The 22,239-nt window shown below is 38.7% G+C and carries 20 protein-coding genes; 12 read left to right on the top strand and 8 right to left on the bottom strand.

Features of this window, described 5'->3' with window-relative positions; genetic code table 11:
- Positions 1–61 precede the first annotated feature (61 nt).
- The 4 genes from AC27E9_RS16930 (at position 62) to AC27E9_RS16915 (ending at position 3,037) form a co-directional block, all read left to right on the top strand.
- Positions 62–619, top strand: a complete 558-nt coding sequence (locus tag AC27E9_RS16930; RefSeq protein ID WP_487132214.1) for an SPOR domain-containing protein — start codon at positions 62–64, stop codon at positions 617–619.
- A 138-nt stretch (positions 620–757) separates the two neighbouring features.
- Positions 758–1,276 carry an ATP-dependent protease subunit HslV gene (hslV, locus tag AC27E9_RS16925; protein ID WP_487082275.1) on the top strand — a complete coding sequence of 173 codons (519 nt, stop codon included), beginning with the start codon at positions 758–760 and terminating at the stop codon, positions 1,274–1,276.
- Between the two features lie 24 nt (positions 1,277–1,300).
- Positions 1,301–2,629: an ATP-dependent protease ATPase subunit HslU gene (hslU, locus tag AC27E9_RS16920; RefSeq protein WP_487132212.1), complete on the top strand. Its 1,329-nt coding sequence runs from the start codon at positions 1,301–1,303 to the stop codon at positions 2,627–2,629.
- Positions 2,630–2,659: 30 nt separating this feature from the next.
- On the top strand, positions 2,660–3,037 hold the full coding sequence (locus AC27E9_RS16915) for a gamma-butyrobetaine hydroxylase-like domain-containing protein (protein WP_487132210.1): 378 nt from the start codon (positions 2,660–2,662) through the stop codon (positions 3,035–3,037).
- An 80-nt stretch (positions 3,038–3,117) separates the two neighbouring features.
- Here the strand turns inward: AC27E9_RS16915 and AC27E9_RS16910 are convergent, their stop codons facing one another.
- Both AC27E9_RS16910 and AC27E9_RS16905 read right to left on the bottom strand, forming a co-directional pair.
- Complete coding sequence (locus tag AC27E9_RS16910; RefSeq protein WP_487132208.1) at positions 3,118–4,977, bottom strand: methyl-accepting chemotaxis protein; 1,860 nt, start codon at positions 4,975–4,977, stop codon at positions 3,118–3,120.
- 80 nt (positions 4,978–5,057) lie between these two features.
- Positions 5,058–7,058, bottom strand: a complete 2,001-nt coding sequence (locus AC27E9_RS16905) for a putative bifunctional diguanylate cyclase/phosphodiesterase (protein WP_487132206.1) — start codon at positions 7,056–7,058, stop codon at positions 5,058–5,060.
- Positions 7,059–7,232: 174 nt separating this feature from the next.
- On the opposite strand from AC27E9_RS16905, the gene rraA reads away from it, so the two are divergent.
- Entirely contained in the window at positions 7,233–7,718 is a 486-nt protein-coding gene (gene rraA / locus AC27E9_RS16900) for a ribonuclease E activity regulator RraA (RefSeq protein ID WP_487132204.1), read from the top strand.
- A 58-nt stretch (positions 7,719–7,776) separates the two neighbouring features.
- On the opposite strand, the gene AC27E9_RS16895 is transcribed toward rraA, so the two are convergent.
- Both AC27E9_RS16895 and hutI read right to left on the bottom strand, forming a co-directional pair.
- Positions 7,777–9,870: an EAL domain-containing protein gene (locus AC27E9_RS16895; protein WP_487132202.1), complete on the bottom strand. Its 2,094-nt coding sequence runs from the start codon at positions 9,868–9,870 to the stop codon at positions 7,777–7,779.
- 133 nt (positions 9,871–10,003) lie between these two features.
- Positions 10,004–11,242, bottom strand: a complete 1,239-nt coding sequence (gene hutI, locus AC27E9_RS16890) for an imidazolonepropionase (protein WP_487132201.1) — start codon at positions 11,240–11,242, stop codon at positions 10,004–10,006.
- Between the two features lie 232 nt (positions 11,243–11,474).
- Between hutI and hutC the strand changes: the two genes are divergently transcribed.
- The 7 genes from hutC to AC27E9_RS16855 all read left to right on the top strand — a co-directional run bounded on the left by hutC (position 11,475) and on the right by AC27E9_RS16855 (position 19,430).
- A complete protein-coding gene (gene hutC, locus AC27E9_RS16885) occupies positions 11,475–12,185 on the top strand; it encodes a histidine utilization transcriptional repressor HutC (RefSeq protein ID WP_487132199.1) in 711 nt (236 codons plus the stop codon).
- Between the two features lie 15 nt (positions 12,186–12,200).
- On the top strand, positions 12,201–13,703 hold the full coding sequence (hutH, locus tag AC27E9_RS16880; protein WP_487132198.1) for a histidine ammonia-lyase: 1,503 nt from the start codon (positions 12,201–12,203) through the stop codon (positions 13,701–13,703).
- A 14-nt stretch (positions 13,704–13,717) separates the two neighbouring features.
- Positions 13,718–15,730, top strand: coding sequence for a urocanate hydratase (hutU, locus tag AC27E9_RS16875; RefSeq protein ID WP_487132197.1), 2,013 nt, complete (start codon positions 13,718–13,720; stop codon positions 15,728–15,730).
- Between the two features lie 487 nt (positions 15,731–16,217).
- Positions 16,218–16,937 (top strand): helix-turn-helix domain-containing protein, encoded by a 720-nt coding sequence (locus AC27E9_RS16870; RefSeq protein ID WP_487132195.1) that lies wholly within the window; start codon positions 16,218–16,220, stop codon positions 16,935–16,937.
- Between the two features lie 122 nt (positions 16,938–17,059).
- A complete protein-coding gene (locus AC27E9_RS16865) occupies positions 17,060–17,512 on the top strand; it encodes an NfeD family protein (RefSeq protein ID WP_487132194.1) in 453 nt (150 codons plus the stop codon).
- Between the two features lie 65 nt (positions 17,513–17,577).
- On the top strand, positions 17,578–18,495 hold the full coding sequence (locus tag AC27E9_RS16860; protein ID WP_487132193.1) for an SPFH domain-containing protein: 918 nt from the start codon (positions 17,578–17,580) through the stop codon (positions 18,493–18,495).
- Entirely contained in the window at positions 18,495–19,430 is a 936-nt protein-coding gene (locus AC27E9_RS16855) for an SPFH domain-containing protein (RefSeq protein ID WP_487132192.1), read from the top strand. The genes AC27E9_RS16860 and AC27E9_RS16855 overlap by 1 nt, the downstream gene beginning before the upstream one ends.
- 68 nt (positions 19,431–19,498) lie before the next feature.
- Here AC27E9_RS16855 and AC27E9_RS16850 read toward each other — a convergent pair whose 3' ends face one another.
- The 4 genes from AC27E9_RS16850 to AC27E9_RS16835 all read right to left on the bottom strand — a co-directional run bounded on the left by AC27E9_RS16850 (position 19,499) and on the right by AC27E9_RS16835 (position 22,238).
- A complete protein-coding gene (locus AC27E9_RS16850) occupies positions 19,499–19,822 on the bottom strand; it encodes a hypothetical protein (RefSeq protein ID WP_487132191.1) in 324 nt (107 codons plus the stop codon).
- 58 nt (positions 19,823–19,880) lie between these two features.
- Positions 19,881–20,732 carry a Rossmann-fold NAD(P)-binding domain-containing protein gene (locus AC27E9_RS16845; RefSeq protein WP_487132190.1) on the bottom strand — a complete coding sequence of 284 codons (852 nt, stop codon included), beginning with the start codon at positions 20,730–20,732 and terminating at the stop codon, positions 19,881–19,883.
- Positions 20,733–20,772: 40 nt separating this feature from the next.
- On the bottom strand, positions 20,773–21,252 hold the full coding sequence (locus AC27E9_RS16840) for a nuclear transport factor 2 family protein (RefSeq protein WP_487132189.1): 480 nt from the start codon (positions 21,250–21,252) through the stop codon (positions 20,773–20,775).
- 77 nt (positions 21,253–21,329) lie between these two features.
- A complete protein-coding gene (locus tag AC27E9_RS16835) occupies positions 21,330–22,238 on the bottom strand; it encodes a bifunctional GNAT family N-acetyltransferase/hotdog fold thioesterase (protein WP_487132188.1) in 909 nt (302 codons plus the stop codon).
- Between the last annotated feature and the right edge of the window lies 1 nt (position 22,239).

Genomic DNA, 22,239 nt, shown 5'->3' with positions numbered 1-22,239 from the left:
GTAGTGATATTTTTCTACCAGTTGGTTAGAATTGTCGAAAGTCTTCCTGTTTAAGTTTTCCATGGCACATCAAGATTACGTTTCCCGCTCTCGAGCAAAAAATAAAAAGCAAAGTCCTTATAAAAAAAATGTTGAGCCAGCGCCTGCGGTATCAATTAAAGTGAAAATGATTGCGGTATTTTTACTAATTGCTTTACCTGCATTTGGTTATTTACTGTGGAGTATTAAAGACAAGCAACCGGAAACTATTACGACGCCTCAAACGACTAAAACTGTAAAAGCAAAAAGTACAGAATTACCTAAGCCACCAGAAGAAAAATGGACTTACGTTGACGATCTAAAAAGTAAGGAAGTCGAAGTTGGCGAGTACGAAGTAACGCAAAAAGGGCCATATAAAATGCAATGTGGCTCTTTTAAAACCCGTAAACAAGCGGAAGCTTTAAAAGCCAAAATAGCCTTTACAGGTTTAGAAGCTATTGTTAGTAAGTCAGTCGGCACCTCGGCCACTTGGTTTAAAGTTTATTTAGGTCCTTACCCGAAAAAGCGTGGCGCGGAAAAAGATAAACATAAACTAAAAAACAACTCAGTACATGGCTGCAAAATTTGGAATTGGAACTAAGACCTTTTCCACTCTCTACAATACAAAAAAATTCCTATAATTTCCTGATAGCTCCCTTGAAAAAGCGTGAGCTATCCCTTATCTCTTCTACATTGGACAAGCCAGCTACCTTAGTTGGCAAAATGTAAGAGGTTAATTGTGACTACTATTGTTTCTGTTAGACGTAATGGCAAAGTTGTTATTGGTGGTGATGGCCAAGTTTCTCTTGGCAACACGGTAATGAAAGGCAATGCACGTAAAGTTCGTCGTTTATATAATGATAAAGTACTTGCGGGTTTTGCGGGCGGTACTGCTGATGCATTTACCCTATTTGAACGTTTTGAAAGTAAGTTAGAAATGCACCAAGGGCACCTAACTAAAGCTGCTGTTGAACTTGCTAAAGATTGGCGTAGTGATCGTGCATTACGTAAACTCGAAGCTTTACTTGCTGTTGCTGATGAAACTGCGTCTTTAATCATTACCGGTAATGGTGACGTTGTACAACCAGAGCACGACTTAATTGCGATTGGTAGTGGTGGTAATTTTGCGCAATCAGCCGCCACAGCCCTATTAGAAAATACTGAATTATCAGCTAAAGAAATTGTCGAGAAATCATTAAAAATTGCTGGCGATATTTGTGTGTTCACCAATCACCAACATGTGATTGACGAACTATAACGCCGGATTTGCTAAGGAATAACTATGTCGAATATGACGCCACGTGAAATAGTTCACGAATTAGACAGCCATATTGTTGGTCAAAGTGACGCTAAAAGAGCCGTTGCTATTGCATTAAGAAACCGTTGGCGCAGAATGCAACTTAATGAAGAGTTGCGTGTAGAAGTAACCCCAAAGAATATCTTAATGATCGGCCCAACTGGTGTCGGTAAAACAGAAATAGCTCGTCGTTTAGCAAAATTAGCAAATGCACCGTTTATTAAAGTTGAAGCGACTAAATTCACGGAAGTGGGCTATGTAGGTAAAGAAGTTGAAACCATTATTCGCGACTTAGCTGATATGGCAATTAAACTGACCAAAGAACAAGAAATGTCACGCGTTAAGCATTTAGCTGAAGAAGCGGCCGAAGAGCGAATTTTAGATGTGTTAATACCACCAGCTCGTGATAGTTTTGGCAATGACGAACAAGCTGATAATAGCTCAACCCGCCAAGTATTTCGCAAAAAGCTTCGTGAAGGTAAACTTGACGATAAAGAAATTGAATTAGATTTAGCAGCGCCACAAGTAGGTGTGGAAATTATGTCGCCTCCAGGCATGGAAGACATGACATCGCAATTACAGAACATGTTCCAAAGCATGTCGAGTGAAAAAACTACTAAGCGTAAACTAAAAATTAAAGATGCTTTTAAAGCTCTGCAAGAAGAAGAAGCGGCAAAAATTGTTAATCAAGACGATATAAAACAAAAGGCGATTGAAGCTGTAGAGCAAAATGGCATTGTTTTTATTGATGAAATTGACAAAATTTGTAAACGTGGTGACTCTTCTGGCCCAGACGTATCACGTGAAGGCGTGCAACGTGACTTACTGCCTTTGGTTGAAGGTTCAACCGTTAGCACCAAGCACGGTATGGTTAAAACCGACCATATTTTGTTTATTGCTTCCGGCGCCTTTCAAATGGCAAAACCTTCTGACTTAATTCCTGAGTTACAAGGCCGATTACCCATTCGTGTTGAGCTTAAAGCACTGACAACCGATGACTTTGTGCGTATATTAACTGAGCCAAACGCTTCGTTAACTGAACAATATATTGCACTATTAGCCACCGAAGGCGTTGATATTTCATTTAGTGAAGATGGCATTCAAGCCATTGCTAATGCCGCATGGCAAGTAAACGAAAGCACAGAAAACATTGGCGCCCGTCGTTTACATACTATGATGGAACGCTTAGTTGAAGAGTTGTCTTTTACCGCTAACGATCGTGCCGGTGAACGCATTGTTATTGATGCTGATTTTGTTAGCAACATTTTAAATGACTTAGTTAAAGACGAAGACTTAAGCCGCTTTATTCTATAATAAAAATGTACAAACCTATTGGAGTTAACTATGAGTAATATCAATAGCTTTACTATTCACCGTCATGCAGCAAGTTTATCAATACAATTTGATAATCAGACGCAAGATAGTGCAGATTTGAGTTTTGAATATTTACGAGTTTTTGCGCCAACTGATGATAAAGGCCAACCAACAGGCTTAACTCCTAAGGTTTACCATAAAAAGCAAGTTCAGCTATTAAATATCGAGTCTGTTGGCAAACATGGTTATCGATTTATTTTTGATGACGGCCACAGCAATATATATAGCAATGACTATTTAAGGATATTGCTAGCAGAGCGTGAAATTCGTTGGCAACATTATTTAAAAGGCGCCAATTCAGCTATCAACAATCGTGAAGCAACAATAGAGATCACGGAAGTTAAATAGTCAAAAATAACCTTCGATAATGAAAGAGCTTAAGTTAAATAACTTAAGCTCTTTCATTATCTTTAAGTAAAAACGTTAACTTAAACCGTAAACTGGCTAACCTCGTCATGCAGTACACGTGCTTGTTCGGAGAGCTCTTCACTCATCTGTGCATTATGCTGTGCGGTAACACCAGATTGTTCTGCAACATCACGAATAGCGACAACATGCTGGTTAACTTCAGATGCCACCGTACTTTGCTGATGAATTGCAGTAGCAATTGAGGTGCTCATTTCCATTATAGTCGTTACATCTCCTGTTATTTGCTCTAGCATCTCGCCAGCACTACTCGCTTGCTCCGCACTCTCTTTTCCTTGGTCTCGACATGATGCCATATGAGTAACAATATCACTGGTGCGGGTTTGTAATGAGCTAATAATAGTCTCTATTTCTTGTGTAGATTCTTGAGTACGGCTGGCAAGAGTTCTTACTTCATCTGCAACCACTGCAAAGCCGCGCCCTTGCTCACCAGCTCTTGCAGCTTCAATTGCTGCATTTAACGCTAATAAATTCGTTTGTTCAGCAATACCACGAATAACATCTAGCACTGAACCAATGGTATCACTGTCTTTTTCCAACGCATGAACAACAGTTTCTGAATCTGATAATTTATCTGACAACTGACCTATTTTACTGATGGTTTGCGCAACGCCAGTTTTCCCAGCATTTGCATTTTGACTGGTACTTTCCGCTTTATTAGCCGCTTCATGAGTATTAGAGGCTATTTCCTCTACTGTCGCCACCATTTCTGTTACAGCTGTTGCAACTAAATCAGTTTGCTGAATTTGATTATCAACCCCTTCGTTAGAAATATGAATATTCTCTGATAGAGTTCTTGTCGCATTATTTAACGTACCAACTGATTGATTAACTTGCACAATAAGGTGTCTAAAACTATTTAGCATCTGATTAAAGATCTCAGCCATTTCACCTATTTCATCTTTATTGTCCATCGACACTCTAATCGATAAGTCTTGCGTTTCAGCAACCTTATTCATCACTTCATTCAGATTATTAATGCGCGATAAAATATTACGGCTCACTACCATGGCCATTAAAGTTGCTAATATTAAAACAATGGCAAAAACACTATAGGAGATAACATTAACTGTTTGCGCATGCTCTGCGACATTACTTTTACTCACGGCGACAACTTTAGCAATCATGTCATCAACTTTATGAACTGCAGAGCGCATTTGTCCTTGAATACCACTGTTTGCATCAAAACCTAAGCTTTTTTGTGCTTGTACTAAATTACCAAAGCCTTGCTGATAAACGTTAATATTGCTAATCACTTGTTGTTTAACATCTTCATTTAATGCACTTTCTTCAACATGCAATAAAAATTCGCTGGCATTTTCTTGCCAACGCACAAAGTACTTCTCATCAAGACGTAGCATAAAGTCTTTTTCATTACGTCTAAGCTGCAACATATCACTAAGTAATCTGAAATCAGCGCCAGTAAGTAACTCTTCAACCCCATGTACAGCGTTACGTAACTCTCCATATAAGCCATCTTTTGGATGCAGGCCTATACGCTTTTGCGCACTAGAAAATTGACGAAAGAATTCATTATAGTCATTGAGCACAGTAGCTAATGTTGCTAACTCAGTAACATCTTTATCAATATCTTTAAATTTTTCAGAAAGCTGTGATATTTCGGTTTGTAGTTTTGTGAAGTTAGTTTCGAATTTTTGCAGGTATTTAATATCTTTGCGGGCAATAAAATCTTTTTCGTCTCGCCGTAACTGTAACACTAAGCTTTCCGTGTTACCTATCATTCTGGCAATATTCACATCGCTTTCAAGAGAGTTAACAGAATAATTTATTAAGCCAAGCATGACTAGCATGGCGACACCAACAATAGCGCTGTTAGCGAGTAGTTTGTGCTTTATTAACATACCTTATTTTATACTCTAAGTTTATTCACAATAAATTGAGTATAGACGGCATAAAAAAATAGCAATAATTTTAGTTAAAATTATTTACGCTTTAGGTACTTAGTAAATTCTTCTTCACTAATAGGCTTACTGATAAAGTAACCTTGAACCGCATCACAGCCGATATTGCGTAATAATTGTAATTGCTGCTGCGTTTCAACGCCCTCAGCAAGTACCCGCTTTCCTAAACCATGAGATAACTCCACCATAGTTTTTACTATGGTTAAGTCAGAATCATTTGAGGCTACTTCTTGAATAAAACTACGATCTATTTTTATTTTATCTATCGGTAATTTACGTAAATATGCCAATGAGGAATAGCCTGTTCCGAAGTCATCAATAGAAACTTTAATACCCATATTTTGTAAAACAACAATGGTATTCATCACTAGATCAATATCGGTAATAACAACATTTTCAGTGACTTCCAACTCTAGGTAAATAGGTGGTATTTCATACTTCATCAGCAAGTTTTGAATGTTACTGATAAAATCAGATGCTTGAAATTCATCTGCGGTAATATTAATAGCTAACGGTACACGACGTTTATAGGTTTGATACCAGTTGGCAATGGTTTGGCAGGTTTTCTCCAAAACATAATTGTCGAGTTCACTATATAAATTTAGTGCTTCTATATCGTCAAAAAACTGCCCTGGTGCTAATAGGCCTTTAGTTGGGTGTTGCCAACGCACTAATACTTCAGCACCTTCTAAGCGATTATTTTTCAAGTTAAGCTGTGGCTGAAAGTGTAAAACAAACTCTTCATTTGTAACGGCTTGCCTAATTTCTTTTTCCATTGCGAGCAGACGACGCCCTTGTGACTGCATTCCCGCTTGATACTTAACACTCTGAATATTGTTACTTTCTGCCTGAAATAATGCCAAATTTGCTTTTTGTAGTAACTCATCGGCGACATTAGCATCAGTGGGAAACTCACAATATCCAACACTACATTGTAAGTGCACTTCCTGTTGAGAAACCAAATAAGGCCTTTCTATTAGTGCATGTATATGCTCTGAGACTGTCAATTGCTGTTTTTCATTTTCATACTCAACAACGTACATAAAAGAATCGCCACTTAAGCGCCCTACCACTTTAGGCTTTAATAAACTCTGATTCAGTCTTCGGGCTATTTCGCCTAAAATAAGGTCTCCAACCTTCAAGCCATAAGTATCATTAACAAATTTAAAGCGCTTAATATCTAATAAAAATACACAAAGGGACTGCTCACTCCCTTGTGCTATTTGCATTTCATTAGTGAGTTTTTCTAACACCTGTTCGCGATTTAGAACGCCCGTTAATGAGTCATGTTTGCCAAGATATTTTGCTCGGTTGATAGCTGTCGAAGCAACATGACGCTCTGCGCCTTGCATCCAAATCAACACCAGAAAACCTAGCACAGTGTTTACACCAATATCGATGTAAATTAAATTTTGTGTCAAATAGCGAAACCAATCTTCGGTTAAAAAGATAATAGAAGCAAAAGAGTAAGCTATATATCGCGTGCCCACTACTAAGCAAAACGCTAAAAACACTTTGCCAGAAAAATGATTAATTTTGGCTGAATATAAATAAAAAGCCGAAGCAATCAGCGCACTACCAAAAATAAAAGCGGATAGGCTTTCTCTTAAATAAAAGCGATTGAATACACTTTCGACATCAAAACCGTAAATTAATGCCGCTAATGCTCCCAATACACCGGCAAGTGATACTCCAATCACTAATAACTTATTTGAAACTATTTGCTGCTTAGTCGCAGCATAAATACCAAAAATCAGAAACAAAATATGTAAATACAAACTAATTTGCCGCAGCAATGCAATACTAATATCAACAACACTACCAACATCTTGTTCATTGAAAGTATTTTGGCAAAAAAGAGCAAATTGATTAGCAGCAAGGGCAAATAAACTGATGGTCCAAAATTTAACGTACTGGCGACCTAACCCGCGATAATAAGCAAGAAGAAGTAATGCGAGAATACTGAAAATAAGAGTTTCACTAAAATAAATTAAGCTGTGGGTTAATGCCCGTTCTGCCATGAATACAACTCTTAGGGGAGATAAATTAGTACTGTTATTAAATAATGTTTCTTGGCTAATTACAAGCGACAGTTTAGTTGAAAAAATTTTAGCCACTATAGTAGCTTAGCAGTTGTGCCCTGACACTTAGTCGTTATACTAGAAGTTAAGAAAGAATAGCATTAGGGACCAATCATGGAATATAACACTTCAGAATTATGCGACATTTACACAGATTTAATCGATGTACTTGAGCCTATATTTAGTAATTATGGTGGTCGTAACTCCTTTGGCGGTAAAGTTGTCACAGTAAAGTGTTTCGAAAGTAATGGTCTTATTGAAGAAATAGCAGCTACTGACGGTACTGGTAAAGTCATGGTAATAGACGGTGGCGGTTCAACACGACGAGCATTAATTAATATTAAAATTACTGAGCTTGCCGCCCAAAATAACTGGGAAGGCATAGTCTGTTTTGGCAGTGTTCGTGATGTTGATGCATTAGAAGATATTGATATCGGTATTCAAGGCTTATTATCAATTCCCGTGGGCGCAAATGACAATAAGGTCGGGGAGAGTGATTTAGCAATAAACTTCGCCGGTGTAACGTTTTTACCTGACGATCACATTTATGCTGATAACACAGGTGTTATTTTGTCACCAGACCCATTAGATATCGAATAGACTTTTCACATTTCCCAACTAACTATGTAGCTTATCTCAAGCTGTTGGCATGGTAACCTTAGTGCGTTTGACTTGGATATTGCTGATACCAAGATTTAAGCCATGCTGACAATTCATTAAGACTTACGCCAGCACTATAGTGGCTTCCCTGTGCGTACTCTCCGCCCATTGACACAAACATGTCTTCAATGGCAGTACTATTAATATTGGTGCCAATTAGTGGTAAATCCATTTTACGTGTCAAGTTGATAAGTGCGTTGATAATTGCCTTATCCGATGAGCCAGCCTCTGCTTGCGCTAAGGCCTGACAATTAATTTTAATTTCACTTACAGCTAACCGTCTTAAATAGCGTAACGCTTCATAACTACCAGAAAACTCATCAATCGCAACCAAAACACCAAGTGATTTTAACTGCTCAATACTCGCTTTAGCAGCTTGGGCTGTCGTTAGTAATACTTCCTCTTGAATTTCTAGTACCAAGTACTGACAATCAATATTATGTTGTATGGCTTGCTGTTCAATATAGTCAATTAAATCGGGCTCGAGTAGGCAATGGTGAGACACTTTCAATGCCACAGGCACTGGTGTGTGATTACTGTGTAGCAATTTTAGAAAAATAAATGCTTGAGTAATCATTTTTTGGCACAGAATAAAAGCATCGCCACTTTGTTGAGCTAACAACATTACCTCATTAAAATTTAACTTTTTTTCTGTTTGATGTTGCCAACTCAGCAACAATTCAAACGCGAGTAAATTTTTTGAAGCTAACTTAATTTGTGGCTGAACTTGCCATGCAATTGCATCTGATAAAATATCACGCTTAAGATGCTCCATTTTTTGCAATTGTTGTTGATTAAAAACGGCAAGCTCTTGCGCAAAAAAACACACTAATTTTTGCTGTTTATCAGCTTGCAGCAAGGCATCTTCTGCACATGCAATAACTTCACTAACATTGCTACTGTCTTTACCAACAAAAGCGACACCAAAAACTAATTTAAAAAATAATGAAAAGCTTTTAAAGCTCATAGGGCCAGGTACCGCATTTGCTAGCTTTTTACAAAGTTGTTCAATAATAATTTTATCATCGTGCTTACTTAACGAAACATCAATTACCACTAAAAAATGTAAACCTTGTAAGCGTGCGATCCTAACTGGTCGCTTCTCGGTAGAAAAATTTAAAAGTTCATGATCAAGTTCAACAGCTTTCTGCAAACAATAAGCAAGTTGCAGTAAAAGGATATCGGAATTATGATGACCTAATACCGCATTAACCTGTTGAAAATTGGTAGGCTTAAAAGTGATTGCTGCATACCGTGCCGATGATTGATGTTTGGCTTTAAAATTAAATCTGTTTAATGCACTTTGATAGCTTGGTAAATTTGTCGCTGGATCTAAGCTAATATTCTCAGGTGCGTGTGGGGCATTATTTCGAGAAACTTCAATAGTTTTAGTCGAAAAAATTAACAACCAAAAACCAACAACCATAGATGCCACATAACTTGTTACGACAATCATGGCTAGTACTTCAAGAGAAAGTTGGCTACTAACCCAAATATATACTGCGATAGCAAAAATAATATTTGCACTCAAAAATAGCAAAAAACCTTGCTTATTTTTACCGACAACACGCTTAATAAAATCGGGCTGAATCACAAAGAATGATATTTGCAAAATACTAAATACTAGCCAAGCCGTCGCTGCATCTATAATACCTAACCACAATACCACCAAAAAAACGACCAACAGAACGGCGCACGCCGAACGTTGCCAAGCATGTTTATTTATCTTTGTATTCTTAATCGCTGCTGCTTGGAATTCCGCGAACCAATAGAAGCTTAACTGCAAAATTAAAGCACTGAAAGTTAACGCTATAGCATCATTTCTTACAGGTATATAAACCATACTAAAAAGTAGTGCCAATAATGCTACCGTTAATAAAATAGGAGAGTATGCTGAAAGTCCATTAGCACGACTAATAAGAAAGGCTGTCACCAATGTCGGTAAACTCAAACCTAGTACAAAGGCAATATTAAATTCGAAAAACGAAAAAGATGTATTCCCAGCATAAGCAGAAAATGAACAAAAGCCGCTAAACAAGCAAAAGCAGATAGCAGTTAAAACAAAGTAGGATGTAGCTTTAGCATTTAGCATAGCAACCCCAGTACTCACCACGTATGCTAAGGGTAATCAATCGAATGGTATTTGTACAGCAACTAACGAATCAACAAGTAGATAAGAAAATTAACAGTGATAATACTAATATCACTGTTATAATGTACCTGTTCTAAGCAATAACGATATCACCCGCCTGCATTAATTTACTCAACGGATTAACACCAAATTGATAGCACAACTCTGCCGGCTGTTGAATGTCCCAACAAGCAATATCAGCGTCAAAACCAACTGCTAATTGTCCTTTTTCATCACCAAGCCCTAGCGCTTTCGCACCATTACAAGTAACGCCAGCAAGCGCTTCAGCGGGAGTTAAACGAAATAGCGTACAGGCCATATTTAACATTAACTGAATTGAGTTTATTGGAGAGGAACCAGGGTTTGCATCACTTGCAATTGCCATATTTACACCATGTTTTCGCAACAAATCAATTGGTGGTAATTGCGTTTCACGCAAAAAGTAAAATGCTCCTGGTAATAACACAGCGGTCATATTCGCTTTCTTCATCGCAACAATTCCTGCTTCATCAAGAAATTCAATGTGATCAGAAGATAAAGCCTGATACTTGGCGGCTAACTCAGTACCACCTAAATTTGATAACTGCTCAGCATGTACTTTTACCGGTAAAGCAAATTTCTGCGCAGCAGCAAACACTTGCTCAGTTTGTTCTTTACTAAAACCAATACCTTCGCAAAATACATCAACTGCGTCAGCTAACTGTAAGCTGGCAATTTTCGGCAACATATCATTGCAAACTAATGCAATATAATCATCCGCTTTGCCTTTATACTCCACAGGTAAAGCATGAGCGCCCAGAAATGTTTTCTTAACCGTCACTGGCAGCGCTTTTGCTAACTGCTCAGCCACTTTCAACATTTTAATTTCATTGGTAGTGTCTAAACCGTAGCCAGATTTAATCTCAACAGTGCTAACCCCTTGCTGGTGCAATGCGGTTAAGCGCTTCAAAGCACTGTCAAATAGCTCACTTTCACTAGCTGCACGTGTTGCTTTTACGGTTGAAACGATACCGCCGCCAGCATTAGCAATTTCTTCATAGCTCTTCCCTTCAAGGCGCATTTCAAATTCATTTGCACGATTGCCACCATAAACAAGATGGGTATGACAGTCGACGAGGCCCGGAGTTAACCAAGCACCGTGCCCATCAATCACTTTAACCTGTTCATTATTGAACGCTGGTAAATCATCCATTGCCCCTAACCAAGCAATTTTACCTTGGCTAATCGCTAATGCGCCATTTTCAATACTGCCATAGCTATTGCCACCATCTTGCATCGTCGCGAGATTGACATTTATCCAAAGTGTTTGCCATTGTTGGGGTGATGTTGACATAAAAATTCCAAATAATTTATTTCCAGCTACGCTTAATCTACATTTTAACTCTTAGTTAAAATCACAAAGTAAGGTTAGCACCTATCAATAATTCGCACTCTAACTGATAGCAAATTAACAAGCAAGCTTGTATATACAACTCTTGACCTGCTAGAAAAAAAATGAGATTGTATATACAAGTTTATTCTTTCATCTAATTGAAAGTGTTTGTCGCATTTTACCGAGTATAACAATGAGCCAATTAAAACCTGCTAAGTATACTATCATCAAGCAATACATTTGCGAAAAAATTGAATCTGGCCAATGGCTTGAACATAGTAAAGTGCCTTCTGAAAATGAGCTTACTGAGCAGTTCTCGGTAAGTAGAATGACCGCTCGCCGTGCCTTGCAAGAATTGACCGAGCAAGGGCTTTTAGTGCGATCTCAGGGCTCAGGTACTTTTGTGGCAACATTTAAATCGCAATCATCTTTATTAGAGATTCGGAATATTTCTGATGAAATTCAAGACCGAGGCCATCAGCATCACGCTGAGCAGCTTGCCTTAAAAACGGTTGAAGTAAATGAAGAAATGGCTATTTTGCTGGCACTAAAGCCCGGTGATAAAGCACATTTCTCAAGTGTATTACATTTTGAAAACAACGCTGCGATTCAGTTAGAACAGCGTTTTGTAAACCCTAAATTAGTACCCAATTACTTAACACAAGATTACACCCAAATTACCCCTCATGAATATTTATCTTCTGAAGCGCCGCTAACAGAAGCAACTCATGAAGTGGAAGCAATATTGGCTGGCCAAGATATTTGCCATGCACTTGCTATTATGGCAACCACACCATGCTTACAGGTAAAACGAAGAACATGGTCGAAACAAGGTGTTGTTAGCGTTGCTATTTTAACAAGTCCAGGCAACAAATATCGCTTAGGCAGCCATTTAATTTTTTAATTTAGGAGCATTAAGATGACCTTTAAATATGGTATTGACCATCTAGAGCTTAATATTGTGAACGGTATTGCCGATGGCAGTATCAAAGCCGAGCTTTGCCAAGAAGCATTAGATAAAATTAACACAAGCCGCCAAAGAGTTGAAAAAATGGCTGCTTCTGATGAAGCCGTATACGGTATTAATACTGGCTTTGGCCCATTATGTGATACACAAATATCACCAGAAGATACAAATTTACTGCAAAAAAACCTACTTATCACTCATGCAGTAGGTGTTGGTGAACCAATTGCTAAAGCAATTTCAAAGTTAATGTTGATCACTAAAGTTCACGCATTAAGCCAAGGCTTTTCAGGTATCCGCCTGGAAACTGTTGAAAGAATGCTGACCTTTATTGAACTTGACCTTATTCCTGTAGTACCAGAGCAAGGCTCAGTTGGCGCATCGGGTGACTTAGCCCCACTTTCACATTTATTTTTACCGTTACTTGGTGAAGGTGAATTTTGGGCAAGCGGAAAAGATGATGAAATCATTCCTGCTGCACAAGCGCTAAAAGAGCATGGTTTAGCACCAATGGAACTGCATGCTAAAGAAGGTTTAGCATTAATTAATGGTACGCAGTTCATTTTATCGCATGCTATTACTGGCTTAACAAAAATGCGTTACTTATTAGATTTAGCTGATCTTACCGGTGCCATGAGTATCGAAGGTATGCAAGGTAGTGAGTCACCATTTAGAGAAGAGTTACATCAAACACGCGCTTTTAAAGGAAACTTAGAAGTTGCCGCCCGCATGAGAAGCTTCTTTAAGAATTCAGAAAATATGGCAGACCACGAAGAATGTGATCGCGTGCAAGATCCATATTCACTGCGATGTATTCCACAAGTGCATGGCGCTTCACGTAACGCTTATTACCACTTAAAAGAATTAGCTGAAATTGAAATGAACTCTGTTACTGATAACCCAATTGTTATCAGCAGCGAGGAAGCTATTTCGGGTGGTAGCTTTCATGGTCAACCGTTAGCCATGGTGCTTGATTATGCCTCAATCGCAGCGTCTGAATTAGGTAATATTTCTGACCGTCGTTGTTATCTATTATTAGAAGGTTTACACGGTTTACCGCGTTTATTGACCACTGCTGGCGGTTTAAATTCAGGTATGATGATCCCACAATATGCGACAGCGGCTTTGGTTACTGAAAACAAATCTTTGTGTTTCCCACCATCTGCAGACAGCGTTCCAACGTCTATGGGGCAAGAAGATCACGTTTCTATGGGTAGCATTTCTGGCCGTAAACTCAACCAAATTTTAGGTAACTTAGAGAAAATCCTAGCAATTGAGCTTATGTATGCCGCGCAAGCTGTTGACTTTAGACGCCCAAATAAATGTTCAGATATTATCGAGCAAAACTTCCAATTGATCAGAGCAAAAGTCGATAAGCTTGAAGAAGATAGACTATTAAAGCCTGATATTGATGCCATGATTTCACTAGTAAAATCACAAGCATTTATCGTTAACTAAGGGGAGCTTTTAACATGGAAACAGCAATAAACTTTCAAGCACAAATCAAGCAAGGTATTCCAAGTGAATTACCAGCAGCTAAGCCATACCCTGCTGATGCTAACCGTGCTCCTAAGCGTAAAGATATTCTTTCAATAGACGAGAAACAGTTGGCGGTAAGAAACGCATTACGTTACTTCCCAAAAGAATGGCATCAAGAGTTAGCTACTGAGTTCGCACAAGAGCTAAAAGACTTTGGCCGAATTTACATGTATCGCTTCAAACCAAGCTATCACATGAAAGCACGCTCAATTGCTGATTACCCAGCAAAGTGCGAGCAAGCTGCGGCGATTATGTTAATGGTCGACAATAACTTAGATCCAGCGGTTGCACAGCACCCAGAAGAGCTAATTACTTATGGTGGTAACGGTGCAGTGTTCCAAAACTGGGCACAATACTTATTAGCCATGAAATACCTAAGTGAAATGGAAAGCGACCAAACATTACACCTGTATTCTGGTCACCCTATGGGTTTATTCCCATCATCAGTAGATGCTCCTCGCGTGGTTGTTACCAACGGCATGATGATCCCAAATTACTCTCAACCCGATGACTGGGAAAAATTCAACGCTTTAGGTGTTACTCAGTATGGCCAAATGACTGCCGGCTCGTTTATGTACATTGGCCCACAAGGTATTGTACATGGCACAACCATTACGGTAATGAACGCCTTCCGTAAAGTTTTAAACAAAGGTGAAAGCCCACAAGGTAAAATTTTCCTTACCGCAGGTTTAGGCGGCATGAGTGGCGCACAACCGAAAGCGGGCAACATTGCTAACTGTGTAACGGTTTGTGCTGAAGTAAATGCCAATGCAGCAACTAAGCGTCACCAACAAGGTTGGGTTGACGAGCTAATTGACAACATGGACGACTTAATTGCCCGTGTTAAAGACGCACAAGCAAAAGAAGAAGTAATATCAATTGCTTATATTGGCAACATTGTTGATGTTTGGGAAAACTTCTATGAACACCAAATATATGTTCACTTAGGGTCAGACCAAACGTCATTACATAACCCTTGGTCAGGCGGTTACTATCCTGTAGACATTAGCTACGAAGAATCAAATCGTTTGATTCGCGAAGAGCCGGAAGTATTTAAAAACAAAGTACAAGCAACTTTAAAGCGCCATGCTGACGCTGTGAATAAACATACAGCTCGCGGCACTTACTTTTTCGATTACGGTAATGCTTTTCTTCTTGAAGCCTCACGTGCTGGCGGCGATGTTATGGCTGAAAACGGTATTGATTTCAGATACCCGTCATACGTTCAAGATATATTAGGCCCTATGTGTTTTGATTATGGTTTTGGACCATTCCGCTGGGTTTGTGCCTCAGGAAAGCCCGAAGACCTAGATAAAACAGACGAAATCGCCGCAAGTGTGCTTAAAAAAATCATGCAAGAGTCGCCAGAAGAAATTCAGCAACAAATGCAAGACAACATCACTTGGATTGAAGATGCTAAACAGAACAAATTAGTGGTTGGTTCACAAGCTCGTATTCTTTACGCCGATGCTCAAGGCCGTATGGAAATTGCAAAAGCATTTAACGATGCCATCAACAATGGCGAAATTGGTCCAGTAGTACTTGGGCGTGATCATCATGATGTCAGTGGTACTGATTCACCGTTTCGTGAAACATCTAATATTTACGATGGTAGCCGATTCACTGCTGATATGGCGATTCACAACGTTATTGGTGATAGTTTCCGTGGCGCTACTTGGGTATCAATCCACAATGGCGGCGGTGTTGGCTGGGGCGAAGTAACTAACGGTGGTTTTGGTATGTTACTCGATGGTACAGAGTCAGCAGAACGCCGATTAAAATCAATGTTACTATTTGATGTTAACAACGGTATTGCTCGTCGTAGTTGGGCACGTAACTCTGAAGCCAACTTTGCTATTAAACGTGAAATGGCGCGTACACCCAAGCTAAAAGTGACTTTAGCCAACTTAGTTGAAGATGATATTTTAGATAATTTATCACTATAAAATTAGAGCACTTTACTAAGTAATAAAAAGCCGGCACTTGCCGGCTTTTTTATTTACAGGACGTACAGTATAACGCAGGTACATGAGCGTATATGTACAGGCCTTTCTCTGACATCTTGTCTTTCAAGGCATTAGTGCATCCATGCACATCAATGTATGGTCAGTTTTTTGTTCCAGACAAAAACTAAGTACCTGCATCCATACAAACAATAACGCGAGTGCTTCGGAAATACTTTCAGGTTGAATGAACGCCCAACAGAATTAATATAGCGAAATTGAGCTTAACGGTTACTCAAAATTTAACTCAATAACTGCGCCTGTCCCGAAGAGAGTGTGAATTGCGAAAAATGTCGACATTGCTACAAGCCAATAAAAATATAGCCTGTCATAATAATGACGCTATAATGACGTAACATAACTCTCGCTTTTCTCTTAAACCAATAGCATATTTGCCAGCGAAACGAGAATGACATTTTAGGAGTATTCATTGCGCACTAATCAATTAAACAAGCTCAGTACTAATTTATCCCCTGAAAGGGTAAAACACTTCCGCAAAGATAACGGTTGGTCGCAAGAGTTATTAGCAAAAGCATCGGGCCTTAGCTTGCGCACAATTCAACGTGCAGAGAAAGATGGCAATAGCTCGGCAGAAACACAATTAGCCTTAGCTGCTGCTCTTAATATTTCTCCTAAAGAATTATTCCCTGTTTCATCAACCCTAGATGTAAATTGGAAAAGGAAGAATATTATGCAGAGTTTTTTAGCGTTAATTGTTGTAACTGGTGTCGTTGTAATGTTAGCGATACTTGCCGGAGGTGTCTCGCAATTTATAGACGTCCAGAGTATGTTGTTTGTTATGTTATTCATGTATGCCGCAACCGTAATTGCTTTTGGTTCTTCTGGTTTAATAAAGTCGATTAAAGGATTAAGTTACTTATTCGCAAGTGAAATATCATCAACGCCAGCAACTGAGTATTTATCCTTAATTTTAAAAAAACAAATATATTTTATTTATGGCGCAGCACTTATTGGCCTGCTAATCGGGAGTATTGCAATTCACACCAATGTTGACGAGGCTATCGTATTTCATCGTGCTTATGCGGTGAATTTAATTGTTCTATTGTATAGCGCGATCTTCGCTGAAGGCATATTACGGCCGCTATCAGCTAAACTAGAACAAAGAGAATTGGTAACTCAATTCGACTAATCTCTGCCTTCACCTCAATTTCAGCAACACCAATCAAGCTTGACATAATATGTCGAGCTTGTTACTTTCTCTAATACGCTGTTAATGAATAGTTAACAGTGTTTGATTTATTGGAGGTCGTAATGGAATACATTTTATTTTTTGAAACTTGGTTGGTTCTTGCAATAGTGCTTGCCTGTCTCGAAATTTTTATTCCCGGTGGTATTTTGCTTAATTTAGGCATTGCATCTTTACTTGTCGCCATAGGCGTGCACCAAGAGCTTCTTGATACGTGGGTGCTAACCTTAACTACTTGGTTTATTCTTTCAACCTTTCTCCTCTTTGCTGCGTATTTCGTCACTGAGCACTTTTTTGCTGGCGAAACCACCATTGATAATGTTCATGAAGAACTAGATATCTACGGTAAAACGGTTAATGTTACTGAGCAAATAGGCCCGGGCACCCAATCTGGTCGTGTTGAATTTCAAGGTACTACATGGTCGGCACTAGGCAATGGCTCTGTTATATTGCCAGGAGAAAAAGCAGCAATTGTGTGCAAAGAAAACATTTCTTTAGTAGTTGAAGCCGTCAAATAACGCGCTTCAACTAACGTTTTTCAAAAATTAAACTTAATTAACTTCAATTAAATAGGAGAATACCTATGTTAGCGACTGTGACTTTTGTCTTTCTCGCTTTACTGTTTATCGTTGTAAAGCTGGTACTAATAGTACAAATGAAAGAAGTCTGTGTAATAGAGCGCCTCGGAAAATTTAGAGCAGTAATGCAGCCTGGATTACATTTTCTCATTCCGTTTTTTGACCGCGTGGCTTATCGTCACGAAACCCGAGAACAGGTATTAGATATTCCTGCACAAAGCTGTATTTCACGTGACAACATTCAAATAAGTGTGGATGGCTTAGTGTATATTCAAGTAATGGATGGCGCGAAAGCAAGTTACGGTATTGAAGATTATCGTCGCGCCAGCATCAATTTAGCGCAAACCACAATGCGTTCGGAAATTGGTAAATTAAATTTAAGCCAAACTTTCTCTGAACGCGAAACGCTCAATGAAACCATTGTTCGTGAAATTGATAAGGCCTCAGATCCTTGGGGAATAAAAGTATTACGTTATGAGGTGCGCAATATTACGCCATCAGAAAACGTAATTCATACTTTAGAAAAGCAAATGGAAGCAGAACGTCAAAAACGTGCTGAAATTACCTTAGCTGAGGCTGAAAAGGAGTCGACAATCAACTTATCAGAAGGTGAACGTCAAGAAGCTATTAATTTATCTGAAGGTGACAAACAAAAACAAATTAACGAAGCTCATGGACGTGCTCAGGAAATTGAAATTCTGACACAGGCATCAGCGGAAGGTATTAATTTAATTGCTAAAGCTGCGGCACTGCCTAGTGGTGATCAAGCCATAAAAATGCGCTTACTCGAACAATTCATTGGCCAAACGGGTCAGATCCTTAAAACTGCCGATATATCAATTGTACCAAGCGATGTCGCCAAGCTTGAAGGCTTTTTCCAAGGTATGGAAAAAGTAACGCAAAATATTCAAGGAGCAAAATAATGATACCAACTAACGCTAGTCCTATCGAACTTGCCGTATTAGGTGTTTGGGCATTTATTTTCATCTATTTAGCATTTAAATTTTTTCAAGCAATTTGCTTGGTGCCTACAAAATCTGCTTACGTTGTTGAACGCTTAGGTAAATACCGCTGTACTTTATCTGCTGGTTTTCATGTACTTTTACCTTTTATTGACCGTGTCGCATTTGTACAAGACTTAAAAGAAGAAACTATTGATGTGCCACCACAAGAATGTTTCTCAAAAGATGAAGTAAATGTTGAAGTTGACGGCGTTATTTATATTCAGGTGGTAGATGCTGTTAAAGCCAGCTATGGCATAACTGATTATCGCTTTGCCGCAATGCAACTTGCCCAAACTACAACTCGCTCGGTTATCGGTACACTTGAGCTCGACAGAACTTTTGAAGAACGTGATATTATCAGTGCTAAAGTAGTTGAAGTACTTGATAAAGCTGGTGAAAGCTGGGGGATTAGAGTACACAGATATGAAATTAAAAATATTACCCCACCTATGACAGTGCGTAATGCCATGGAAATGCAGGTGAATGCTGAGAGAGAGCGCCGAGCAATATTAGCTAAAAGCTTAGGAGATAAAGCAAGCCGTATTAATCGTTCAGAAGGACAAATGACCGAATTAATCAACTTATCAGAAGGTGAAAAGCAACGTCGAATAAACTCAGCACAAGGTAAAGCTGCAGAAATTTTGGCGATAGCGCAAGCCACTGGCGATTCAATAAGTAAATTAGCTTCTGCTATTGAGCAACCGGGTGGCCAACAAGCTTTAGATATGCAGCTAAGTGAGCAATATTTACAACAAATGAAGGGCTTAAATAAGCAGGCCACTAAAGTGATATTACCGGCTAATTTACTCGACTTTCAGCAATGGCTAGCGACTGCAGGTATTCATAATAAATAGCGTTCTAGCTTATCAGAAAAATAAAAGCCGACGTTTTTGTCGGCTTTTTTATAACGGTATAAAAGAACTTAAAAGACTAAAAAGCCAATCGAAAGCAATAAAACAACAGAACAAACCAACCAAAATTTATCTGTAACTTTTACCGTTTTAATAGCATTAACCTGCCTTAACTTACTCACACTTAGGTAAAATAGAGTGGTTAAGAGAGCTATTAGAAAGTGCACTTGTATAGTTAATGGTTCACTGTTTTCTTGCCATAAAAAAACTGGCCCAGTATAAGAAACAAAAAATAAATTAAGTAAAGATACATGCGCCCACAAGGCAATAAATAACAATGCAATCTTATATCGATAAAGCTTCTTTAATGTTTTGGTGATGACATTATTTGCCATAAAATTTTAACCTGAAATTGGAGCTAAATATGAAATTGAAAATAAACTTAATTTGCGTTTATAAGCTACTTGCCCACAACAATAAATCGTCATGTTGATAGTGATAATTTAACGCTTTGCGAAGTTTATCTCCTTGCACATTCTTGCTGGCATTTGCTGTCGTCTCCGGTTCAAACTTAGGAATAGGCAAAGCCATAGCACGAGCTGCTACTTGATAATATTGCTTACGATCGCTTTTGGTTGCACTAACAACGTTATAAATCTCTGAACAATTATTACCTGTAGCTTCTATGAATTTTTTAATGATATTCACCACGTCTAGTTGATGAACTAAATTTACCTGCGCACTGGCATTATTAAACAACCGATCTGCTTGTAGAAACTTTCCCGGATGGCGGCTAGGCCCAACTAAGCCTGCCAAACGTAAAATGCACACATCTTTAGTAAAAACCTGTACTGCTTTCTCAGCAGCTAATAACACTTCAACTTTCGGAGCCTTAAGGTCTAAACGGGTGTTTTCATCAACGTCGCCAACTAAGCCATTATAGATAGCGGTCGAGTTGAGTAAAATAATTTTCTTTGTTGCACCTAATTCAGCCATGCTAACTAATTGCTGAATTTTTAACGGATAGTCTAACCGACCTTTTTTCAATTGAGGTGGTAAAGCAATAACCAATACATCATTTTGAAATAAAGCTTCATCAACATCAATGTCGTTGAAACACAATGCCTGCTCTTGGCTCATGCCCGTAATCGGTAATATTAATTTTGTTGCTGGAATATTTGATTGCTGCAACGTTGTTAACGTTTGTTGTGATTGATAACTGGCTAACACTTTAACGTTTTCAGCCATTAGCGCTTGTGCTAATGCTTGCCCTAACCAGCCACAACCTATGATACTGACACTCATTTCCACATTTCCTCTGAAGCACTTTCGAATAAGTAGATACTTACTCACCAACATCTTTTACTTGATTGCTACGATACCCTTGAATCGACTTAACAACATCGGAAGCAATAGCATTTGGCACTGGGATTGATAAATTATATTGTAAAATTTTCCAGCCTTGCTCAGTTCGAATTAATAGACCACTGCCACGACAACGTCCGTAATTTTTATTTTCTAATAACTCATCAAAAAATACGATATTAGCTGCTTTAGTATTTGAGATATGGCGTTGTACTGGCTTGTATAACCAGCCTCTTCCTTGACTAAAGTAAGGCTTAACAAAAGCAGAGAACTCAGCTTTATTCCAACGTTCACCGCTATCGGTCCCTAAATAAATAGCATCATCTGCAAGTAAATTCATATAACGAGGATAATCAGCGTCAGCCGCCGCTTGATGAAAATTATCGAGTACTTGTTCAAGTGACTCATTTGCAGATGCAAAAGCACTAAGAAGCATAAAACTTAATATAATTTTGTACATTTCTACCTATATCCTTATGGGAATTTAATCGCGCCATCATAACCTAAATTTAAATGCGCTGTCAGTACGCATGTAAATCAAACTCTGTAGCTACTTACGTTTAATACACCTACATACTTACCCGTAAAAATTGCTACCGTTTTATCACCACAACATACTTCGACTTCAATAGTAAATTTGGCATTTCGTCCTTGCAGTAGTGCATCACCATCTCCTATTATTAACGTTTGCGAGGTTCGTGCATGTGCAACGCCAGCTAATGGTGCTATATAACGTATATTACCTTCTGCCAAAACAATGTCGGCCTGTTGTTGATATTGTGCTAAGGCAAAATAAACCCAACCCCAGCCCGTTAATGTTGCTAATGCATATATGCTGCCAGCAAACATCGTATTGTGTAAGTTCTTATTAAATGTAGGCTCGCAGTTAGTTATAAGCTCTTGTCCGTCAAAGTAGCCAATATTGATATTCATTGCTTGGCTAAGTGGTATAGTTTGATGCCAAATATTTTGCAATGCCTGTGCTTTTTCTTCCATATGGGCATTTTCACAGCTCAAATACTTAGTCATTTTATTATGCACAATACTTTCATATAAGGTGTGCGAAAAACCTTTGTCTTCATAACCAAGGCGCTGATAAAACCCAAGGGCATTCTCTCTAGCATTTAGCGTCATTTGCTTAACGCCAACTTTTGCTGCGATATTTTCAAACTCTATTAACAGTAGCTTACCAAGCCCTTTACCTTGGGCAGAATCATCAATCGCCATATATCGAACTTGTGCAGTATCTTGCGAGCACTTATGCATTCGACCTACACCAACAACGTTATCGATATCATCAACAATCACTCGATGGTATGATTGCCCTTCCAAATCATCTTGTTCACTACCTAACGGCTGTTGCCATGGACTGCGCAATATTTGCCAGCGTAGTTGGTAATATGCATCGAATTCAGCTTGATTTTTTGGCGCCCTACATTGGTACATT

The organism is Colwellia meonggei (assembly GCF_057537295.1).
Note: the sequence above shows the minus strand (reverse complement) of the source record. Positions and strands in the feature narration are given on the sequence as shown.